Source organism: Tautonia rosea, assembly GCF_012958305.1.
Classification (GTDB): domain Bacteria; phylum Planctomycetota; class Planctomycetia; order Isosphaerales; family Isosphaeraceae; genus Tautonia; species Tautonia rosea.
Map to the genome: position 1 here is coordinate 50,349 of NZ_JABBYO010000022.1, position 18,000 is coordinate 68,348.

Sequence of the window (18,000 nt, forward strand, 5' to 3'; positions counted from 1 at the left end):
GAGCAAGGGCTGGTTCCTCAACGGTTCCGATTCGGAGGGGAAGGGGGCGAGCCGATCATCACGAGCGGCTCGCCCTTGCCGTGGGTCGAGGCAGCACTCGGGCAGGAGCCGCATCCGGAGCCGCACCCTTCTCGGGACGACACGGCCGCGATCCCCAGGCGAGCCAGGTAGACGACCGCGACGGCCACCACGGCCAGCGCCGCCAGGTCTTGCCAGTCGAAGGTCATCGTTCCCCGTCCTTTCGTGAATCCAGGCCGCTGAAATCCCCCCGTCATCCGAGCCTCAGGCCGCAATCCAGGTGCCGACCTGATAGACCAGCATGGCCGCAATATACGCAAGAATTGTCATATAAGCAAAACAAAACAATGGCCAGCCCCACGAGTTTGTCTCGCGACGGATGACGGCCAGGGTCGAGACGCACTGGGCGCAGAGGGCGAAGAAGACCATCACCGACAGAGCGACGGGGATGGTGAACAGAGGGCGTCCGTCGCGGTGCTCGGCCTCTCGCAGGGCGACCTGCAGGCGGCTGGCCCCTTCTTCTCCTTCCACGTCGCTGCCGATGTCGAAGATGACGCCAAGGGTGGCGACCACGACCTCTCGGGCCGGGAACGAGGCGATGGCCGCGGCGCCGATCCGCCAGTCCCAGCCGAGCGGGCGGACGACCGGCTCGATGACCCGACCGGCGCGGCCGAGCAGGCTCGATCGCTTCTGCTCACCGTCGGCTCGGGCTTCGACGGCGGCGATTTGCGCGTCGATCTCCTCGGCGGCCTCGGTCTCAGCGGCGGCCTCGCGCTGGGCTTCGAGGGCGGCGATCTGCTGGGTGAAGGCGGCCTCGGTCGATTCGGGCAGGCGAGGGAAGTAGAGCAAGGCCCACATGACGATCGAGACGGCGAAGATGATCGTCCCGGCCCTGCGGATGAAGGACCAGCCGCGTTCAAACATCCGGTGCAGGACAACCCGAGGGGAGGGCCACTTGTAGGCGGGCAGTTCCATGACGAACGGCGGGGTCGGCCCCTTGAAGGCGGTCTTCTTCAAGGCCCACGCCACGCCCGCGGCGGTGATGACGCCGACGGCGTACATGGCGACCATCGTGATCGCCTGAAGGCTGACGAACCCGGCGAGGGCCACCGGAGGGATGAAGGCGGCGATCAAGAGGGTGTAGACAGGCAACCGGGCGCTACAGCTCATCAGGGGGGCGACCAGGATGGTCGTCATGCGGTCACGGCGGTCCTCGATGACTCGGGTGGCCATGACCCCCGGAATCGCGCAGGCGAAGGAGGAGAGCAGGGGGATGAACGACTTGCCGCTCAGACCGAGGCGGGTCATGAGGCGGTCCATCAGGTAGGCCGCTCGGGCGAGGTAGCCGCAGTCTTCCAGGATGCCGAGGAAGAAGAAGAGGATGAAGATTTGAGGCAGAAAGACAATGACCCCGCCGACACCGGCGATCACCCCGTCGATGATGAGGCTGCGCAGGGCCCCCTCGGCCATCACCCCTTCGACCAGGGTGGCCAGGCCGCCGACCCCGGCGTCGATCAGGTCCATCAAGGGAATCGCCCAGGTGAAGACGGCCTGGAAGATCATGGCCATGACGGCGACGAAGATCAGCGTGCCCCAGACCCGGTGCGTCAGGACGCGGTCGACGCGGTCGCCGGAGGTGACGCGAGGCTCGTCGGGACGGGTGACAACCTCGTCGAGCATCGTCGCGGCCCAGCCGTAGCGGGCCATCGCCTCGACGGCCGGGACGGGGCAACCGGCCTCGGCCAGGCGTTGTCGGGAGGCGAGGATCTCGGCGTGCAGGCCCTCGACATTGCCATTCTTGAGCGCGACGTGCCCTTCGAGATAGCCATTCGTGTCGAGCAAGAGCCGCTCGACGAGGTAGCGGGGCAGAGGGGGCAGGCCCGGCCGGGCGTCGGCCAGCCAGCCTTCGATGCGGGCGACCTCAGCCTGGAACGGTTCGGGGAAGGGGCTTTCGGGAGCGGAGGAGGGTTGCTCCTGAGTCGCCGTCTCAGCCAGAGCGGTCTTCAGGGCATCGAGGCCGATGCGCTTGTGGGCTCGAATGGGAACGATGGGCACGCCGAGCCGATCGCGGAGCTTCGATAGGTCGAGGGTGGTGCCGCGCTCCTCGGCCAGGTCGGTCATGGTCAGGGCAACGACTGTCGGCCGACCGAGTTCGAGGACCTGGCTGACGAGATAGAGATTCCGCTCCAAGTTGTTCGCATCGACGATGCAGAGGATGACGTCGGGCTTGGGAGTGTCGGGGCGTCGGCCGAGCATCACATCGACGGCCACCATTTCGTCGAGCGATCGGGGGGCGAGGCTGTAGGTGCCGGGCAGGTCGATGAGGGTCCAGCGCTTGCCGTCGACGGTCATCCGCCCGGTCTTCTTCTCGACGGTGACGCCGGGATAGTTGCCCACCCGCTGCTGCACGCCGGACAGGGCGCCGAAGACGGTGGACTTCCCCGTGTTCGGATTGCCGATCAGGGCCACGGTCCGGGTTTGTGGGTCGGCGGCGATGGACATGGTGGAGGGCCACTCGGCTGGTCGGTCAACGTGGTGGAGGGTTCGTGCGAATGGGGGGACCGTCTGCCGGCGATCGTCGCGCTTGGTTCTGCGTCCGAGGCGTGGGAAATCCGGTCTTCGGATCGACCTTGCGTCGTGCGAAAGGAGGGAGGGCCGGGGATCAACCGATTGGGGGGATCAGAGCCACTCAGACAAGGCTTGCGACCTCGATGGCCGCGGCCTCCGAGCGCCGAAGGCTCAACCGATAACCGCGCAACTCGAACACCAGGGGATCACCGAGGGGTGCGATCGCCACGAGCTTGACCACGGTGCCGGGGATGACCCCCATTTCCAGAGCCCGAAGACCGACGTCTCCGGTCGCATCGACCTGGGTCACCGTGGCCGACTCGCCGAGGGAGAGTTCCGAGAGGCGCCGACTCATCAGGCCGGCCTCACCAGGATGCCCGACAGTTCCGCGGATCGGATGCCGAGGGTGTGGCCGTCGAGGCGGATCATGCAGGGGCTCCCTGGGCGGATCATTTCGACCATCGCCCCGCGTCGCAGCCCCATTTCCCGGAGCCGATGCACGAGATCGCCGGTGCCGAGCACCTGATCGACCGTCCCCGACTGCCCGGGCCGCAGCAAGGTCAGCGGAATCAACTCGGCAATGCTCGACGGCAGCTCGGCAACGCTCGACATCAACGATCACTCCTCTCAGGGTTCTTCGATCGGCGGGCAGCTCGCACACGACGGAGGGATCGAGGATCCATCCCTCGGGGGACTGAGAGACGGCATTGAGATTCAGTCTCAACATCAACAAATTATAAAGGGGGGGACCGAGGGGCGTCAATGGTTCGGGGGGCCGGTCGCGGCGATCGGTTACACTGGGGGGCCGCGATCCGGGCCGAGGACCCCTCACCCCGGCGTTCTCCCCGGCGGGGAGAGGGAGACAGATGGAAGCGTCGTCACGGCTTGCCGGGGAGAGTGTGGCCGGAGCAGGGTGAGGGGGCGGGATTGGGCACGTTGGGGTCGGAGGGTCCGAGGGGAGGGCCTTCGGATGGGGAGCGGTCGGCAAGGCGGCTCCAAGCCATTCGACGGGAAATGGCTGGAGACGCGAAGTTTGGCAAGGGTGGGAGGATCGGATCGCGTGGACGAGTTTGAGCCGGATTCCCGATATGAGGGGCCTGAGACGGTTTCGACCCTGGAGATTGCCGGGAAGACGATCCGGCTGGCGAGACCGGCCGAGCCGGAGCGGTTGCTGGATGACCCGACCGTGCTGGCCTGGAATGCGAGGGATGATTACATGCCGTACTGGGCCTTTCTCTGGCCCGGGGCGTTCTTGCTGGCCGAGGCGGTCGCGGCCGAAGGGTGGGGAACTGGGGTCGAGGCGATGGAGCTGGGTTGCGGGCTGGGGCTCTCCGGCCTGGTGGGCCTGGAGGCGGGGATCGAGCGGGTCGTGTTTACCGATTACGACCGGGCGCCGCTGCGGTTCGTCGAGCGGAGCGGCGAGGCCAATGGGTTCGGGCCTAATCGGGTGGAGACGGCCTTGCTCGACTGGAGACGATTGCCCGATGCCTCGTACCCGGTGATCCTGGGCGCGGATGTCTTGTATGAGCGGCCGTTGATCCCGCTGGTCGTGGGAGTGCTCCGGGCGATGCTCGCGCCGGGGGGGGTGGCCCTGATCTCCGGACCGTACCGGGTGGCGACCGAGGACCTGGAGCCGGCGCTCAAGGGGGTGGGGCTGGGGTTCGAGTCGACGCCGATCAGGGCGAAGGATGAAACCGGGAAGGAGCTGAAAGGGAGGTTGCATCGGATCTGGAAGAAGGGAGGTTGGAGCCACGGATGAAACACGGATCAAGACAGGGAAGAGCGAAGGGATTCGAAGAAAAAGACAGGTGAGCGAAGGGATCGGAAGAAAACGAACGAATCGAGGGGAGGTCAGCGAGAAGGAAGGGACGAGGGGGCCGATTCGCCTCGGCCCCCGGGGACGGCGGAACAAGGAGGATCAGTTGGGAGAGGGTTCGGGAGTGGGCGAGGTGCCGGACCGGAGGCCGAGGCGGGCCGAGGGATACGATCGGCCGTTGAGGAAGCGGCCGATGACGCCCGGCCGGACGATCAGGTCGTAGCTGGCGTACAGGACGACGATGGAGACGCTCAGGATGATGCCGATCTTGACCAGGGCGGGGACCGGCAGGTCGAACAGCAACCCTTGCATCCAGTAGATCAAGGGGAGGTGGGCCAGGTAGACCCAGTAGGCCGAGTCGGACACGTAGCGCATGGCGGGACTCGGGCGGTTGAAGTAGCGGAGGAACAGGCCGATGAACCCGAAGACCGCCAGCCAGGCGATCGCCGAGGAGACCGCCGCTGTCTCCAGCCGCATCGAATTCCGGCCGTCGGGACCGATCGCCGAGGCCGTTACCCCGAAATAGACGACCAGCATGAGCGCCGCGGCCACCAAGGTCGGCACCGGCCAGCGGGCCATCGACGGGAGCAGGTCGACGTTGCGATAGAGCAGCCAGCCGAAGGCGAAGAACGGCCCGAACTGGATCAGGGGCAAGGGGTTCGGCAGGAAGACCGGGAAGCTCTGGTCGAACAGGGCCAAGGGGCTGATCAAGAGGGTCAGGGTCGTGAAGCCGATCCCGGCCGGAAGGAGCAGGTGCCAGGCCGTCAGGCGTCGGAAGAGGCCGTTGACGCCTCGGCCGATGGCACCTTTCCCGATCTTGCCGATCTGCCGGAAGACGATCGCACCCATGTAGAACCAGAGCAGGGCATAGAGGAACCAGAGGTGCAGCGGTGAGATCAGGAACAGGCTGTAGAGCGGTTGCCAGTCCTCGACCCAGGGGATCTGCCCCGTCGTCCACCAGTTGAGGGTCGTCTCCCAGGCGGGCAGACCCTCGCGCTTGGCGATGCCGAAGAGGAAGGCGGAGATCGTAATCGGGAAGAGGATCAGCCAGCCGACGAGCAGGGGCAAGCCGACCCGCTTCATCCGGTTCGACCACATGCCCCGGACCCCTCGGCGGTCGCAGAGCAGGGCGGCGAAGAACCCGGCCATCGCAAAGAAGGTTTGCATGCGAAAGGTGTGGATGCCAAAGAAGGTCAATCCGGCCAGCCCCGAGGTGCGGACATCGCGGAAATCGAACCCGGGAAACAAGGGGATCGTCACGTAATACTGGCAGGCGTGCAGGACCAGGCCCAGCAGCATCATGACGGCCCGCAAGGAGTCGAAAGCGTGGTATCGGGTGTGGGGGGCGGGGGCGTCGTTCATGTCGGGTTCCTTGGGCCAATGGATCTTGAGGGCCTGGCCGAGCCAATACCCGCGACGTGACCGCTCGGATTCGATGCGGCGCGGCGGGGGGCAGATCGGGGCGTTCCTCGACGGAATTCGGGGACCTCGATGGCAAGGGGTTCGCCGACCACCGGTCGAGATTGACCGAGAAGGTTCGGAAGATGGGGCGCGCGTCCCGGAGATGGTTCCGTCAATCAAGGGAGGCCGGGAGGCACGCAGGGACGGGGCGGACTCATTAAATCATTATATGTGATTGTTCATGGATCAAAGGTCGTTCGGCGCGCACGAGGGGCGTCGATGGGGTTCGAGGGGTGCAGGGGTGGGGAGCGTCGGAGGTCAGGAGCGTCGGGCGGCGGCGGCTCGGGCACGTCGGGCGCGGCGGTTCAGGGGGGCGGAGGCGCCGGGGAGGGCCTGGAGGAGCGTCGAACGGCCGGGCGAAGGACGGCAGGCGGACCGGGGGATGGGTTCGTTTCGCGCCGGTGAGGGTGGGGCGCCGGGAGCCGTGGCCGGGGGTGTGGGGTCCGGGGCCGACGTTGCGGGAGAGCGGTCTGGCGAGGCGAGGGGGTCGGCAGGAGGAGCCTGGGAACGGGATCGCGGGGGTCGGGGGCCGGGAGGGAGGGACGGGGAGACGGTGTCGGCGGGGCGGGAGGCGAGGGACTGGAGGCGGCGCAACTCGTTGAGGCAGCGGGAGAACTGGCGACGCGCGTCGGACGCATAGCGTTCCAGGAGGCGGATCGCGGGGGGCTCGTCGGCGTCGAGGCCGAGGGCGGCGTCGGTCTGGGCGCGGTCGTCTCGGGCGTTGAGGAAGGCGTCGAGGCGCTGGCGGAGGGACGCGACGGCCTGAGCCACGAGGGCGAGGCCGGGGGCCTCGGAGTTGTCGTCGGGGTCGAGATCCCAGGGGCCGGTGCCGTCTCGGGCGAAGGGGGAGACGCCGAGGAGGTCGAGGGCGAGGTCCCAGGTGTCTCGGGTCCAGCCTTCGTGGCGGGCGAGGGAGTCGGAGACCTCGGCCCAGCGATCGAGGAGCCAGAGGACGCCGTGCTTGCTCTGGAGGAACTGGGGCTGGATGCGCTCGGGTTGCTGGGAGAGACGGGAGGCGAGGGCGGCGATGGAGGCGGCGCGGTCGTCGTCCCAGGATTCGGAGGCCTGGTTGGCGCGTTCGGCGCGAGCGGCACAGATGCGGGCCTCGCAGACATCGAGGCGGACGGATTCGGCCACGAGGCGGTCGAAGTGCCAGATCTGGGCGGGGCCTTCGGGGCGGTAGTGGGGGAGCCACTGGGATTTACGGGCTTCGATCGCCTCGGCCATGTCGGCGGGCAGGTGGGTGCCGAGCTTCGAGAGGCCGTGGGTGCGGGCGTTGCGGCTCGATCGGGCCTTGCCCTCGGTCGATTTCGGGCCGGTGGAGAGGAGGGCGTTCAGACGGTTGGCGAGGGTTTGCTTCAAGGTGGTGGCGGCCATGAGGGTGCGCGTCCTTTTGATTTCCAGGAGAGGAGCAACAGTGCAAGCTTCAGCGCGGACAGGGAACGGGGAGGCGTGGAACGGCCCCTGTCTGAAACAATCAGGAAACGAGGGAGGCTTTATTGCGTTTTTTTTGGAAAGGAGGCAGGAAAGGGAGGTTTTAAACCACGGATGAAACACGGATGGGGAAGGGGGAAGGATGAGAGGTGAGCAAGAATCGGGTTGCGATCCGGGGCGGCGGGTGGCCTCGGTGGTTCGTCAACCGGGGTCGCGAAGCAACGAGAGGATCACGCGGGTGGCCAATGCCGCCTCTAGCGGCTGCGCCGCCCCGGTTGGCGAGCAACCGGGGCCACCCAGGCCGCTCACATCCATCTATTTTCATCCGTGGCTCGACGAGTCTCCCGAGTAAGGCCGCATCCGTAACCGTTTCTCGATGACACCGCCCGAGTAGCCGGCGATGGCCCCGAAGGTGATGGCAAGGCCCCGGGGTTCGTGCCAGGAGGAGAGCAGGAATCCCACGAAGATGGCGACGTAGGCAAGGCAGCCGTTGGCCAGGTTCAGGTTCGGGGCCGCGCAGCGGGCTCCCAGCCAGACGAAGGGCAGGGCGACCAGCGACCAGATCGAGACGACGAAGGTTGCGACGATCGCGACGCCGGAAAGCACGACCGGGGCGACCACCGCCGGAGGGATGAGATACCAGCAGCCGGGCTCGGGCTTCGCCATCGAGGTTGCTCCGTCGGCTCAGTCCTTGTTGGATTGAAGCGTGCCGATGAAGGCGTTGACGTCGGAGAGGCCGAGTTCGGAGAGTTTGGCGGGGAGGTCGTCGAGGAGGCGGTCGGAGAGGGAGGGGTCGGCGAAGGTGGCGGTGCCGACCTGGACGGCGGAGGCGCCGGCGACGAGGAAGTCGAGGGCGTCGTCGGCGGAGCAGATGCCGCCGATGCCGATGATGGGCAGGTCGGGCAGGGCGCGGTGGACCTGCCAGACCATGCGAAGGGCGACGGGCTTGATGGCGGGGCCGCTGAGGCCGCCGATGTCGTTGGCGAGGATGGGGCGGCGGGTCCGCCAGTTGACGACGAGGCCGACGAGCGTGTTGATGAGGCTGACGGCGTCGGCCCCGTTTTCGAAGGCGGCGCGGGCGACGGGGACGATGTTGGTGACGTTCGGGGTGAGCTTGGCGATGATCGGGTAGGGGCAGGCGTCGCGGCATCGGGCGACGACGCGACCGACGGCGGCGGGATCGACACCGAGGTCGAGGCCGTGGCTGACGTTGGGGCAGGAGAGGTTCAGCTCGATGGCGGCGAGGCCGGGTTCCTCGCCGAGGTCGGCGGTCATCTGGACGAACTGGTCTTCGTCCTCGCCGGCAATGTTGGCGATAACGGCGGTGCCGACGGTGCGAAGGTAGGGGAGGTGGTGGGTCCGGAAGTGGTCGATGCCGTCGTTGTCGAGGCCGATGGCATTGAGCAGGCCGGAGGCTGTCTCGACGGTGCGGGGGGTCGGGTTGCCGGCTCGGGATTTGGCGGTGACGGTCTTGGGGATGACCCCGCCGAGGCGATCGATGCGGACAAACGAGGCCATCTCGCGGACGTAGCCGAAGGTTCCCGACGCCACGAGGACCGGGTTGGACAGTTGGAGGCGTCCCAAACGAACTCCCATCGAGACCACGGCACGTTCCTTCTTGTTCTGTGATTCCAAAAGGGGTCGGCCCCCGTTGTGCGTGATTGCCGGGAGGCTCGTCTGAGACTAGGGTAACATTGAGTCCCGCTCGCCGGAGCGCCGGAACAGAGACGAAGCACGACCTGGCTTTCCCCGACAGGACCCAGCCACCATGCCCTTGCCGCTTGAAGATTATGCCCTGATCGGTGATTGTCAGACGGCTGCGCTGGTCGGCCGGGACGGGTCGATCGACTGGTTGTGTTTCCCTCGGTTCGACTCGGGGGCGGTGTTTGCGGCGTTGCTCGGCAATGAGGAGCACGGGCACTGGACGATTGCGCCGGAAGGGCCGATTCGGGCAGTGCGTCGGCAGTATCGGCCGGGAACGCTGGTGCTGGAAACGGAGTTCGACACCGACACGGGGACGGTTCGGATTACCGACTGCATGCCGCCGCGCGACCAGTTGCCCGACGTGCTTCGGCTGGTCGAGTGTCGCCGGGGGACGGTCCGGATGATGATGGACCTGGTGATCCGGTTCGACTACGGGTCGATCGTTCCGTGGGTGCAGCACACGCCGCAAGGGATCTCGGCCGTGGCCGGGCCGGACATGGTCCGGTTACGGACCGACGTGCCGGTGCATGGGGAGGATTTTCATACGGTCGCGTCGTTTGAGCTCTCGGCCGGGCAAACGGCCAGCTTCGACCTGACGTGGTATCCGTCGCACGAGAAGGAACCGATCGAAGTCGATCATACCAACGCGATCCACGACACTGAGCGCTGGTGGCGCGAATGGATTGATCGGTCGTCGTACGGCGAGGGCTCGATCGACGAGACGATCGACCAGCCTCACTGGGCGGAGGCGGTGAAGCGGTCGTTGATTACGCTGAAGGCCTTGACCTACGCGCCGACCGGGGGGATTGTGGCCGCGCCGACGACGAGCCTGCCGGAGCTGATCGGCGGGGTTCGGAACTGGGACTATCGGTATTGCTGGCTGCGCGACGCGACGTTCACGCTGTATGCGTTGATGAACGCCGGGTATCACGACGAGGCGAGGGCCTGGCGCGAGTGGCTCTTGCGGGCCGTGGCGGGGAAGCCGTCGCAGATGCAGATCATGTACGGCCTGGCCGGCGAGCACCGGCTGACCGAGCTGCAACTGCCGTGGTTGCCGGGGTATGAGAATTCGAGCCCAGTGCGGATCGGCAACGCGGCGTTCGACCAGTTTCAGCTCGACGTGCCGGGAGAGGTGATGGACGCCTTGCACCAGTGCCGCAAGGTGGGGCTGGAGCCGATCGCCGCTTCGTGGAACTTTCAAAAGGAACTGATGAATTACCTCGAAACGGCCTGGGATCAGCCGGACGAGGGAATCTGGGAAGTGCGGGGGCCTCGGCGTCACTTCACGCATTCGAAGATGATGGCCTGGGTTGCGGCCGATCGCGCGGTCAAGGGGGTCGAGCAGTTCGGCCGCGACGGGGCCGTTGATCGCTGGCGACGCCTCCGCGACCGGATTCGGCAAGAGATTTTCGATCGGGCCTACAATCCCGAGGTGGGGGCGTTCATGCAGTCGTACGGATCGAAGTTCATCGACGCAAGCGTCTTGATGATGCCGTTGGTGGGTTTCCTGGAGGCCGACGATCCGCGGATGGTCAGCACGGTTCGCGCGATCGAGGAGCGATTGATGCACGACGGCTTCGTCGATCGGTACGAGACGGACCCGTCGGTTGATGGCTTGCCGCCGGGCGAGGGGTCGTTTTTGCTCTGCTCGTTCTGGATGGTGGACAATTACACGTTGATGGGCCGCCGAGCCGACGCGAAGCGGATGTTCGAGCACTTGCTGTCGATCCGCAGCGACCTGGGGCTACTGTCTGAGGCGTATGACATTGAAAATCGCCGACTTGTGGGGAACTTCCCGCAAGCGTTCAGCCACATTGGTCTGATCAACACGGCATACAACCTGAGTACCGCCGCCGCCCACCCGGCCGAGCAGCGGCAGCACAGCTAAGCGCGGAGAGGCCTGAGGCCAGGATGGAAAGCCCCAGGCACTCCGGCGAGATCGCAAGCCGATCAGTTTGCGTCGGGATCGGTCGCGGCGGGCTGTTCTTCGAGGAGGGCCTTGACGACGTCCTCGATGCGGCTGGGCATCAGACCGATGGCGCGGACGATCCCCTTGCGGTCGACGACGGCATAAGTGGGGTAGAAGGCGACGTTCCAGGCCTCGGCGGTTTGCTGGTCGGGGTCGCGGGCGACGGGGTACTGGATGTCGCGCTGCTCGACGACCTGTTCCAGCTTCTCCTGGCCGCGGGAGGTGCAGATGCCGAGCACGAGGACGCCTTGATCGGCGTAGCGATCGGCCAGGTCGTTGTTCTTGGGGATGGCGGCGAGGCAGGGGCCGCACCAGGTGGCCCAAAGGTCGACGATGAGGATCTTGCCTTCGAGGTCGCCGGCGGAGAGGTCGGCGTTGATCCAGTCGCCGATGGCGAACTCGGGCCGGGGCTGGCCGGTCATCTCGTCGTGGGCGGCCTTGAGTTCGGGCTTGTTGACATTGAAGAAGTAATCATCCGGGAATTCACGCTGCGCGGATGCCGACGAGGCCATTGCCAGGGCCAGGCAGGCAGCCAGGGCCGTTGCCGTTGCGAAACTCCGGGAGCGATCGAGTTGTATCGTCATGTTCGTGTGCTCCATCAACGGGCCATGCGTGGCCCGGTGCCCGAGGGACGATCCGAGGGGCGTCCGGGTCCGCATCTGATCATACCTTTGGTCTTCCACCTTTTCCAATGCGTTCGCATTGGAGGGGGCGTTTGGAACACGGGTCCGGCCCGGAGGGACTCGACGGCCGTTTCGGAGCAGGGAAACCGTTGATGTCACGGTCACAAGACCATTGATTCGAGGTGCTTTTCAATTCTTTTGATTTTTTTGGAAGAATTTCTTGACGAGCTTGATCATGACCATTACTGATACAAGCTCCCAAATTTGGGTTCTTTTCGAACATGTTTGGGATTCTCCTCTCCCACCACTCCAACAGGAGGAGGGTTTGCGATGCGTGCTCGTCGCGGTTTCACCCTAATTGAATTGCTGGTGGTCATTGCGATCATTGGCGTGCTCATTGCGTTGTTGCTGCCGGCCGTGCAGAGCGCTCGCGAGGCCGCCCGGCGTGCGCAGTGCACCAACAATTTGAAGCAACTGGGGCTGGCGGTACATAATTACATCGACAGCAACGGGGTCTTTCCGACGCAGATCGGCGGTGTTCCCAACTGGTTCGGGAATTCGGATTACCGGACAAGCTGGATGGTTCAGATTCTTCCGCAGATGGAACAGGTCAACCTGTTCAATGCTTACAACTTCGCGGCCGACCGCGCGGCATACTCATTCACGAATACGACCGTGATGGCCACCCCGCTGGCTGCGTTTACCTGCCCGAGCTACGACGGCGAGATGATTCAGCAGGGCCAGGCCGACTGGAACGGTTTCGCCGGGACGATCGGCGAGGAGATGCGGCTCTGGTGGATTGGCGGGACCTGTTACAAGGGGAACCTGGGGGACAACGCGACCAGTGCCTTCCCCGGTGCCGCCAACATTCTGGGGGATTTGAGCAACGGTAAGCCGACGGCCCGGGGGATCTTCTGGCGAGCCACGATGGCTGTCACCATTGCCGGGGTTCGGGACGGCACGAGCAACACGATGCTTGCGGGCGAGGCGCTGCCGAACACCTGTAAGTGGAACGCCTGGTCGGAGAGCAACTCGTCGGTCGCCGTCACCTCGATTCCGATCAACCAGCGAGTGAACTTCAATCCGAACTCGTGGGCGCATTGCTACGGTTTCAAGAGCCTACATCCTGGCGGGGTCAACTTTGCGATGTGCGACGGCTCGGTCCGCTTCATCAAGGAGACGATCAATCCCTTGATCTATCGGGCGCTTTCCACGCGAGCCGCGGGCGAGGTGATCAGCGCCGACCAGTTCTGAGTGGTCCTGAGCGGGTCTGATGGACCCGTTTGATTCTCGGAGTGCAACCTGTTCCATGTTCATTCATCTGCGCACTGCCGCAGCTCTGGCCGCCGCCCTCGTGGCGACGGTCGGGGGCTGCGGCTCGAAGTCTGATCTTCCCGAGACGGTGCCCGTCTCCGGGACGATTACCTACAACACTGAGCCGGTGCCTCAGGGGACAATCACCTTCCTCTCGGCCGAGGGGCACACGGCGACCGGGACGATTCAGCCGGACGGCTCGTATCGTCTGGGCACCTTCGCGGCCGAGGACGGCGCGGTTCCCGGACAGCATCGGGTGATGATTGTCGCCGACACGGCCGATCCGACCCTGATTCCGGGCTCGTCTCCCGGCTATGAGCCCCCGAAGGAACTGATTCCCCCGAAGTACAAGGACGCAAGCACATCTGGGCTTGTGGCCGACGTTTCCCGAGAGAATTCGGAGATCAACTTCGACCTGGAATAAGCGGCCGGATGTGGGGGAGTTCGAGCGTCGGGAGGGCCAGGGGTGGCTGGAGTCGTGATGACCGAGCCACCTCGGGCGATCTTCAGGTATCGGGACGCGAGATCTTCGGGAAGGGCATTTTCGAGGCAGTTCAACAGTGTCGGTCGGGGACGGCGTTTCTTTCCGCTTCGAAGGAAGGACGATTACAGGTCCTTCGGTGCGATCGGCGGGCCGAGGAGGCCGGCGATGACCGGGCGAGGATCGGCCGGGGCACTCGGGGGATCGGCGGCGAGGCGGCGGGCTAGGATGGCCAGGGAGGGGAGATCGAGGCCCAGGAGGCAAGGGAAGCCGAGCGCGACGACCGCTTCGAGCAGCTCGGCGGCGCGGAGGGCGTGGGTGGAGACGCCTCGGGGCTGCCCCTGGCGGACCTTCACGCCGGCGGCGGCGAGCTTGATGAGTGCCTTGAGCACGTCGGCGATCGGGCCGCGGCGGTGGTGGGCATGCCAGAGGGCTTCCCAGGCCTCGTGAGCTTCCCAGTAGTAGCCGGCATTATAGAGACGAACCCCGCGGAGGTAGGCAGGGGAGCGGTGCCAAGCGTCGGCCTCGATCGGCGCGACCGGTTCGCTGGGGGAGTCGGCGAGGTGGCCCCCGTCGCCGCTGATCGGGTGCGGCCAGGGGCCTCCAGGGACGTAAGAGTAGGGGGGGAGGGGGTCGTCGGGAGACATTGCTCGATTGCAAGCGGCTGGAACGGGATCTCGAGGGGCGGTCGGGAACACACAGGGGCGAGCGGAAGGAGCAATAGGGGGGATTGAGGAGAGGGATCGCGCCAGAGACGCAGAAACGCGGAGAGGGGTCTCTGGAGACTGTATGAACCTTTCGTTTCGCTGCGACTCGGCGCGATCACCTCACTTTACCTGCGTTGTTGGAATCTGTGGGTGCTCCCTCACTTTTTCTCCTGGAGCCGTGCGCGATCGAGCGGTATTGTACGATGTCGATGGGGCGGATCCGCCAGTTTCTCTAGCCGGGCGTTTCTGGCCTCCTCTCCTCGCTGGTGGGGAGCAGGCTGGTGGGAGGGGGCAGGGCTCGGATCGCCAGGCCTTTGACGTTTGGGCCAGAGCCCCCCTCACCCGGCCTGGCGGCCACCCTCTCCCCCGCGAGCGGGGGAGAAGGTTGAGATTCAACCCCGCGCCCGGCGAGCAGGGAGAGGGTTGGATGCGTGCCCTACGTCTCAGCAGGGGCGAGGCGAAGATGCCGATCACACGCTTCGATCAGAGCCGGGACGCGATCGAATCGAACTCTTGTGAGTGATGCCGAGCGGGTTCGAGCCAGGCTCGAACGGATCGAACCAGAAGAACCTATTGGGAATGCAACACTCGTGATGCAACGCCGAACCTTCCTGGGAGCACTGGCGGGCGGGGCCTCGGCCGTCGCCTTCACCCCGATCGGCAGGCGGATGAGGGCCGGAACGGTGCCGGATGAGCGTCCGGTGAGGCTTGATCCGGTGGGAGCGGGGGAGACTCTCTTCGACCGGGTGCGGGCGATCGCCGGGAGGTTTGACGAGCGGCTCTATACGAAGATCCTGGGTGCGGCCAATGCGTTCAAGGAGGGGGATGAGATTGTCGGCGTGGCGGCGGCCGATGAGGAGTCGAGAGTACAGGCCCGAAGCCTACTGAGCAACACACGCCTGAATGAGATTGATGCACACCCGCTGATTGAAGACAGCCTGTCGGCATTGCTCCGCCAATCGCGGGACGATCGGGCGGCAAGGCGGACGGAAGGGATGACCGTTGGGGACCTGAAGCGGTTCTTGCTCGACCGAGATGAGGACGCCATCAAGGGGATCATGCCGGGATTGTCGAGCGAGGTGATCGGCTGCGTGGTGAAGCTGTTGAGCAATGAGGAGCTGATCGCGGTCGGGGCGAAGGTGTTCAACCCGCTGCCGGGGAGCAAGGTCGGGGCAAAGGGATACCTCGGAGCGAGAATTCAGCCGAACTCGCCGACGGATGATGTGATTGATATTCGATGGCAGGTATTTTCGGGCTGGTCGTTCGCGGTGGGAGACGTCTTGCTCGGGAATAACCCGGTGTCGAGCACGCCGGAATCGGTCGGGGCGATCGAGGAGACGTTGAAGGAGGTGATCGCCACGTTCGAGCTTGAGGATGTGTTGCCCCATTGTGTGCTCTCGCATATTGATGTGCAGGCGGAGGTGGAGGCGGCGCGTCCGGGGAGCACGGCGCTCTGGTTTCAGAGCATCGCCGGGAGCGACGCGGCGAACCGGACGTTCGACGTGAGCACCGAGAAGATGCTGGGCTATGCCGACGCCCGATCGGGACCGTTCGGACTCTATTTCGAGACGGGGCAAGGCGCGGATTTCACCAACGGCCACGCGCAGGGCGTGGACATGGTGGTGCACGAGTCGCGCAAGTATGGCTTTGCGAGAGCATTAGCGCAACGTGTTGCCCAGGCCCGAGCAAAGGCGGGGGCCGAGCCCGATGCCTGGCTGATCGTGAACGACGTGGCCGGGTTCATCGGGCCGGAGGTCTTCCGGACGAGGGAGCAGCTCGTCCGATGCTGCCTCGAAGATATCGTGATGGGGAAGCTGCACGGGTTGTGCATCGGGCTGGATGTCTGCTCAACCCTGCACATGAGCGTGTCGCTCGACGATCTGGACTGGTGCCTCGATCAGGTGACCCCGGCCTGCCCGGCGTATTTGATGGGGTTGCCGACGAAGATCGACCCGATGCTCGGCTATCTGACGACCGGGTTCCAGGATCATGTGCGGTTGCGGGAGACGTTCGGGACGCGCGTCGAGGATCGCATGTGGGCGTTTTTCCAGGCGCTCGGGGTCATCGACGCCGACGGCAAGCCCACCGAGCATTTCGGTGATCCGCTCTGGGTGTACTTGCAGTATTGCCGACGCAAGGGGGACGCGCGGAGCGACGCGGAGATCCTCTCCGACGGGACCGCCCAGATGGACGCCGTCCGGAGCCACGGCGTGTTCCTGCCCCGAGGGCACGGCGATCGGCCGTTCGACCTGGAGCCAGGGCTCGGCGAGGCGATCACTCGGATTTACGACGACGCGAAGGAGAGCATCTGGGCCGAGCTTCCCCCGGCGTTCGTCGCCGGGGTGCCGGGGGCGGTGCCGGTGGCGACCCGATCGGCGGATCGAGAGGATTACATCCTTCACCCCGAATCCGGCGAGCGCCTTTCCGACGCGGGCCTTGAGACGATCCGGTGGCTCCGGCATAACCATAACGGGCGCTTTGATGTTCAGATCGTGATTTCCGATGGTTTGAATGCCCTGGCGATCACCGAGGAGGGGCACCTGGCGCCGTTCCTCGATCGCCTCCGCGCCCAGCTTGAGCGCGACGGGTTCCGGGCCGCTCCCGAGCACATCGTCGTCACCTCCGGCCGGGTCCGCGCGGGCTACCGGATCGGCGAGACGCTGTTCGGCGGCCTCGACGGGCCTCGGGCAGTCTTGCACCTGATCGGCGAGCGTCCCGGCACCGGGCACCGGACCTTCTCGGTCTATCTCACCTCGGCCGACGGCGCCGTTTGGGGTCGGGAGGACGCGGTCGATCACAACATCACGAAGGTCGTTTCGGGGATCGCCACGACGGCCCTTGCACCCGCCCGGGGGGTGGACGAGACGATAAGCTTGTTGAAGGGGCTGAGGGGGTAAGACGACCTCTATCATCTCACCATTGCCGGGAATGCGTTCATCACGGGGTCCGTGGTACGGACTGATCTCCCAATCTTAGCAAGCGTTGTGTCGGAGCCGTGATCCGGAGCTTGGAACCCAGAGAGGTCCGCACCACGGACCCGACGCGACTGGCGATCTCTGGCGATCCGCCGGGCGAGTCGAGCGGCCATCAGATCGCCTACTGGAGATATACCGTGACCTTGAAACCTGAGCGCTTGTCGGCATTCTGCGACGGCGTTATTGCCATCGCCATCACCTTGCTGGTCCTCGGGCTCGAAGTGCCCTCGGTTCGAGAGGTACCTGAGCAGCGGTTGGCCGCATACCTGTCCGACAGCCTGTATCCCCTGATCGGGTACGTGAGCAGCTTTGCGTTGATCGGAGTGTTCTGGATGTATCACTACATCATTTTCAAGCATGTCGAAAAAGTTGATCGTCTGTTTGTTTTTCTGAATGGCCTGTTTCTTCTCTGCCTCTCCTTCATTCCCTTCCCGACCGGCTTGCACGCGGTGTATCGCGATGACGAGCTCGCCACGGTGGTCTACAGCGCGACGATTGCCCTTGCGGGCCTCTCGCTGCTGGCGATCTGGCGCTATGCCACCGGGAGCCATCGGCTGGTGAGCCCTGAACTGTCGCCGCGGGTGGTGCGGAGCATGACCTGGCAGATCGCGATCGCCCCCCTGATCAGTGTTGTGTCGATGGGTCTGTCGTTTCTCAGCATCCCGCTGAGCAGGGCATTGTTCCTGGTGATCCCGGTGATTGCGCTCACGTTTCGCGACCGCGAGTGAGCGTTGGTTCGTTCGGCCTAGATTGGATGAGCCTGGCCAGGATTCTCGTCTCGTTCATCCCGTTCTGGTCAGTCGAACGGCTCTGTGAGCACGTGCCCCAGAAATCGGACGCGGGGAGCATCCGCCTCAACCGGTTACTCCGCTCCGGCTGGAGAGCCACCAGGGTCACCCTCGTTTCAATACATTATTTTTCTTAAGTCTC

The 18,000-nt window shown here is 65.2% G+C and carries 16 protein-coding genes; 6 read left to right on the top strand and 10 right to left on the bottom strand.

What is annotated here, in order from left to right; all coding sequences use genetic code 11:
• Positions 1 to 17: 17 nt before the first annotated feature.
• The 4 genes from HG800_RS25075 to HG800_RS25090 form a co-directional block, all read right to left on the bottom strand.
• On the bottom strand, positions 18 to 227 hold the full coding sequence (locus tag HG800_RS25075) for a hypothetical protein (protein WP_169980772.1): 210 nt from the start codon (positions 225 to 227) through the stop codon (positions 18 to 20).
• Between the two features lie 55 nt (positions 228 to 282).
• Positions 283 to 2,520 (bottom strand): ferrous iron transport protein B, encoded by a 2,238-nt coding sequence (feoB, locus tag HG800_RS25080; protein WP_169980774.1) that lies wholly within the window; start codon positions 2,518 to 2,520, stop codon positions 283 to 285.
• A gap of 187 nt (positions 2,521 to 2,707) precedes the next feature.
• Positions 2,708 to 2,941, bottom strand: coding sequence for a FeoA family protein (locus HG800_RS25085; RefSeq protein WP_169980776.1), 234 nt, complete (start codon positions 2,939 to 2,941; stop codon positions 2,708 to 2,710).
• Positions 2,941 to 3,198 carry a FeoA family protein gene (locus HG800_RS25090; RefSeq protein WP_169980778.1) on the bottom strand — a complete coding sequence of 86 codons (258 nt, stop codon included), beginning with the start codon at positions 3,196 to 3,198 and terminating at the stop codon, positions 2,941 to 2,943. Before HG800_RS25090 ends, HG800_RS25085 begins: the two co-directional genes overlap by 1 nt.
• Before the next feature lie 448 nt (positions 3,199 to 3,646).
• Between HG800_RS25090 and HG800_RS25095 the strand changes: the two genes are divergently transcribed.
• Entirely contained in the window at positions 3,647 to 4,345 is a 699-nt protein-coding gene (locus tag HG800_RS25095; RefSeq protein ID WP_315852104.1) for a class I SAM-dependent methyltransferase, read from the top strand.
• A 159-nt stretch (positions 4,346 to 4,504) separates the two neighbouring features.
• Here HG800_RS25095 and HG800_RS25100 read toward each other — a convergent pair whose 3' ends face one another.
• The 4 genes from HG800_RS25100 to HG800_RS25115 all read right to left on the bottom strand — a co-directional run bounded on the left by HG800_RS25100 (position 4,505) and on the right by HG800_RS25115 (position 8,902).
• Entirely contained in the window at positions 4,505 to 5,764 is a 1,260-nt protein-coding gene (locus tag HG800_RS25100) for an acyltransferase family protein (RefSeq protein WP_169980783.1), read from the bottom strand.
• A 357-nt stretch (positions 5,765 to 6,121) separates the two neighbouring features.
• Positions 6,122 to 7,240, bottom strand: a complete 1,119-nt coding sequence (locus HG800_RS25105) for a hypothetical protein (protein WP_169980785.1) — start codon at positions 7,238 to 7,240, stop codon at positions 6,122 to 6,124.
• A gap of 378 nt (positions 7,241 to 7,618) precedes the next feature.
• Positions 7,619 to 7,963 (bottom strand): hypothetical protein, encoded by a 345-nt coding sequence (locus tag HG800_RS25110; protein ID WP_169980787.1) that lies wholly within the window; start codon positions 7,961 to 7,963, stop codon positions 7,619 to 7,621.
• 18 nt (positions 7,964 to 7,981) lie between these two features.
• Entirely contained in the window at positions 7,982 to 8,902 is a 921-nt protein-coding gene (locus HG800_RS25115) for a dihydroorotate dehydrogenase (protein WP_169980795.1), read from the bottom strand.
• 163 nt (positions 8,903 to 9,065) lie between these two features.
• On the opposite strand from HG800_RS25115, the gene HG800_RS25120 reads away from it, so the two are divergent.
• Positions 9,066 to 10,889 (top strand): glycoside hydrolase family 15 protein, encoded by a 1,824-nt coding sequence (locus HG800_RS25120; protein WP_169980797.1) that lies wholly within the window; start codon positions 9,066 to 9,068, stop codon positions 10,887 to 10,889.
• Positions 10,890 to 10,951: 62 nt separating this feature from the next.
• On the opposite strand, the gene HG800_RS25125 is transcribed toward HG800_RS25120, so the two are convergent.
• On the bottom strand, positions 10,952 to 11,554 hold the full coding sequence (locus HG800_RS25125) for a TlpA family protein disulfide reductase (RefSeq protein WP_169980800.1): 603 nt from the start codon (positions 11,552 to 11,554) through the stop codon (positions 10,952 to 10,954).
• Between the two features lie 369 nt (positions 11,555 to 11,923).
• Between HG800_RS25125 and HG800_RS25130 the strand changes: the two genes are divergently transcribed.
• Both HG800_RS25130 and HG800_RS25135 read left to right on the top strand, forming a co-directional pair.
• Positions 11,924 to 12,847, top strand: a complete 924-nt coding sequence (locus HG800_RS25130; RefSeq protein WP_169980804.1) for a DUF1559 domain-containing protein — start codon at positions 11,924 to 11,926, stop codon at positions 12,845 to 12,847.
• A gap of 55 nt (positions 12,848 to 12,902) precedes the next feature.
• Entirely contained in the window at positions 12,903 to 13,331 is a 429-nt protein-coding gene (locus HG800_RS25135) for a hypothetical protein (protein ID WP_169980806.1), read from the top strand.
• A 182-nt stretch (positions 13,332 to 13,513) separates the two neighbouring features.
• On the opposite strand, the gene HG800_RS25140 is transcribed toward HG800_RS25135, so the two are convergent.
• Positions 13,514 to 14,035, bottom strand: a complete 522-nt coding sequence (locus HG800_RS25140) for a DUF309 domain-containing protein (RefSeq protein WP_169980807.1) — start codon at positions 14,033 to 14,035, stop codon at positions 13,514 to 13,516.
• A 653-nt stretch (positions 14,036 to 14,688) separates the two neighbouring features.
• Here HG800_RS25140 and eutB point away from each other — a divergent pair.
• Together eutB and HG800_RS25150 are read left to right on the top strand one after the other, a co-directional pair.
• Complete coding sequence (gene eutB, locus HG800_RS25145) at positions 14,689 to 16,992, top strand: ethanolamine ammonia-lyase subunit EutB (protein WP_169980814.1); 2,304 nt, start codon at positions 14,689 to 14,691, stop codon at positions 16,990 to 16,992.
• 215 nt (positions 16,993 to 17,207) lie between these two features.
• A complete protein-coding gene (locus tag HG800_RS25150; protein WP_169980810.1) occupies positions 17,208 to 17,798 on the top strand; it encodes a TMEM175 family protein in 591 nt (196 codons plus the stop codon).
• The last annotated feature ends 202 nt before the right edge of the window (positions 17,799 to 18,000 follow it).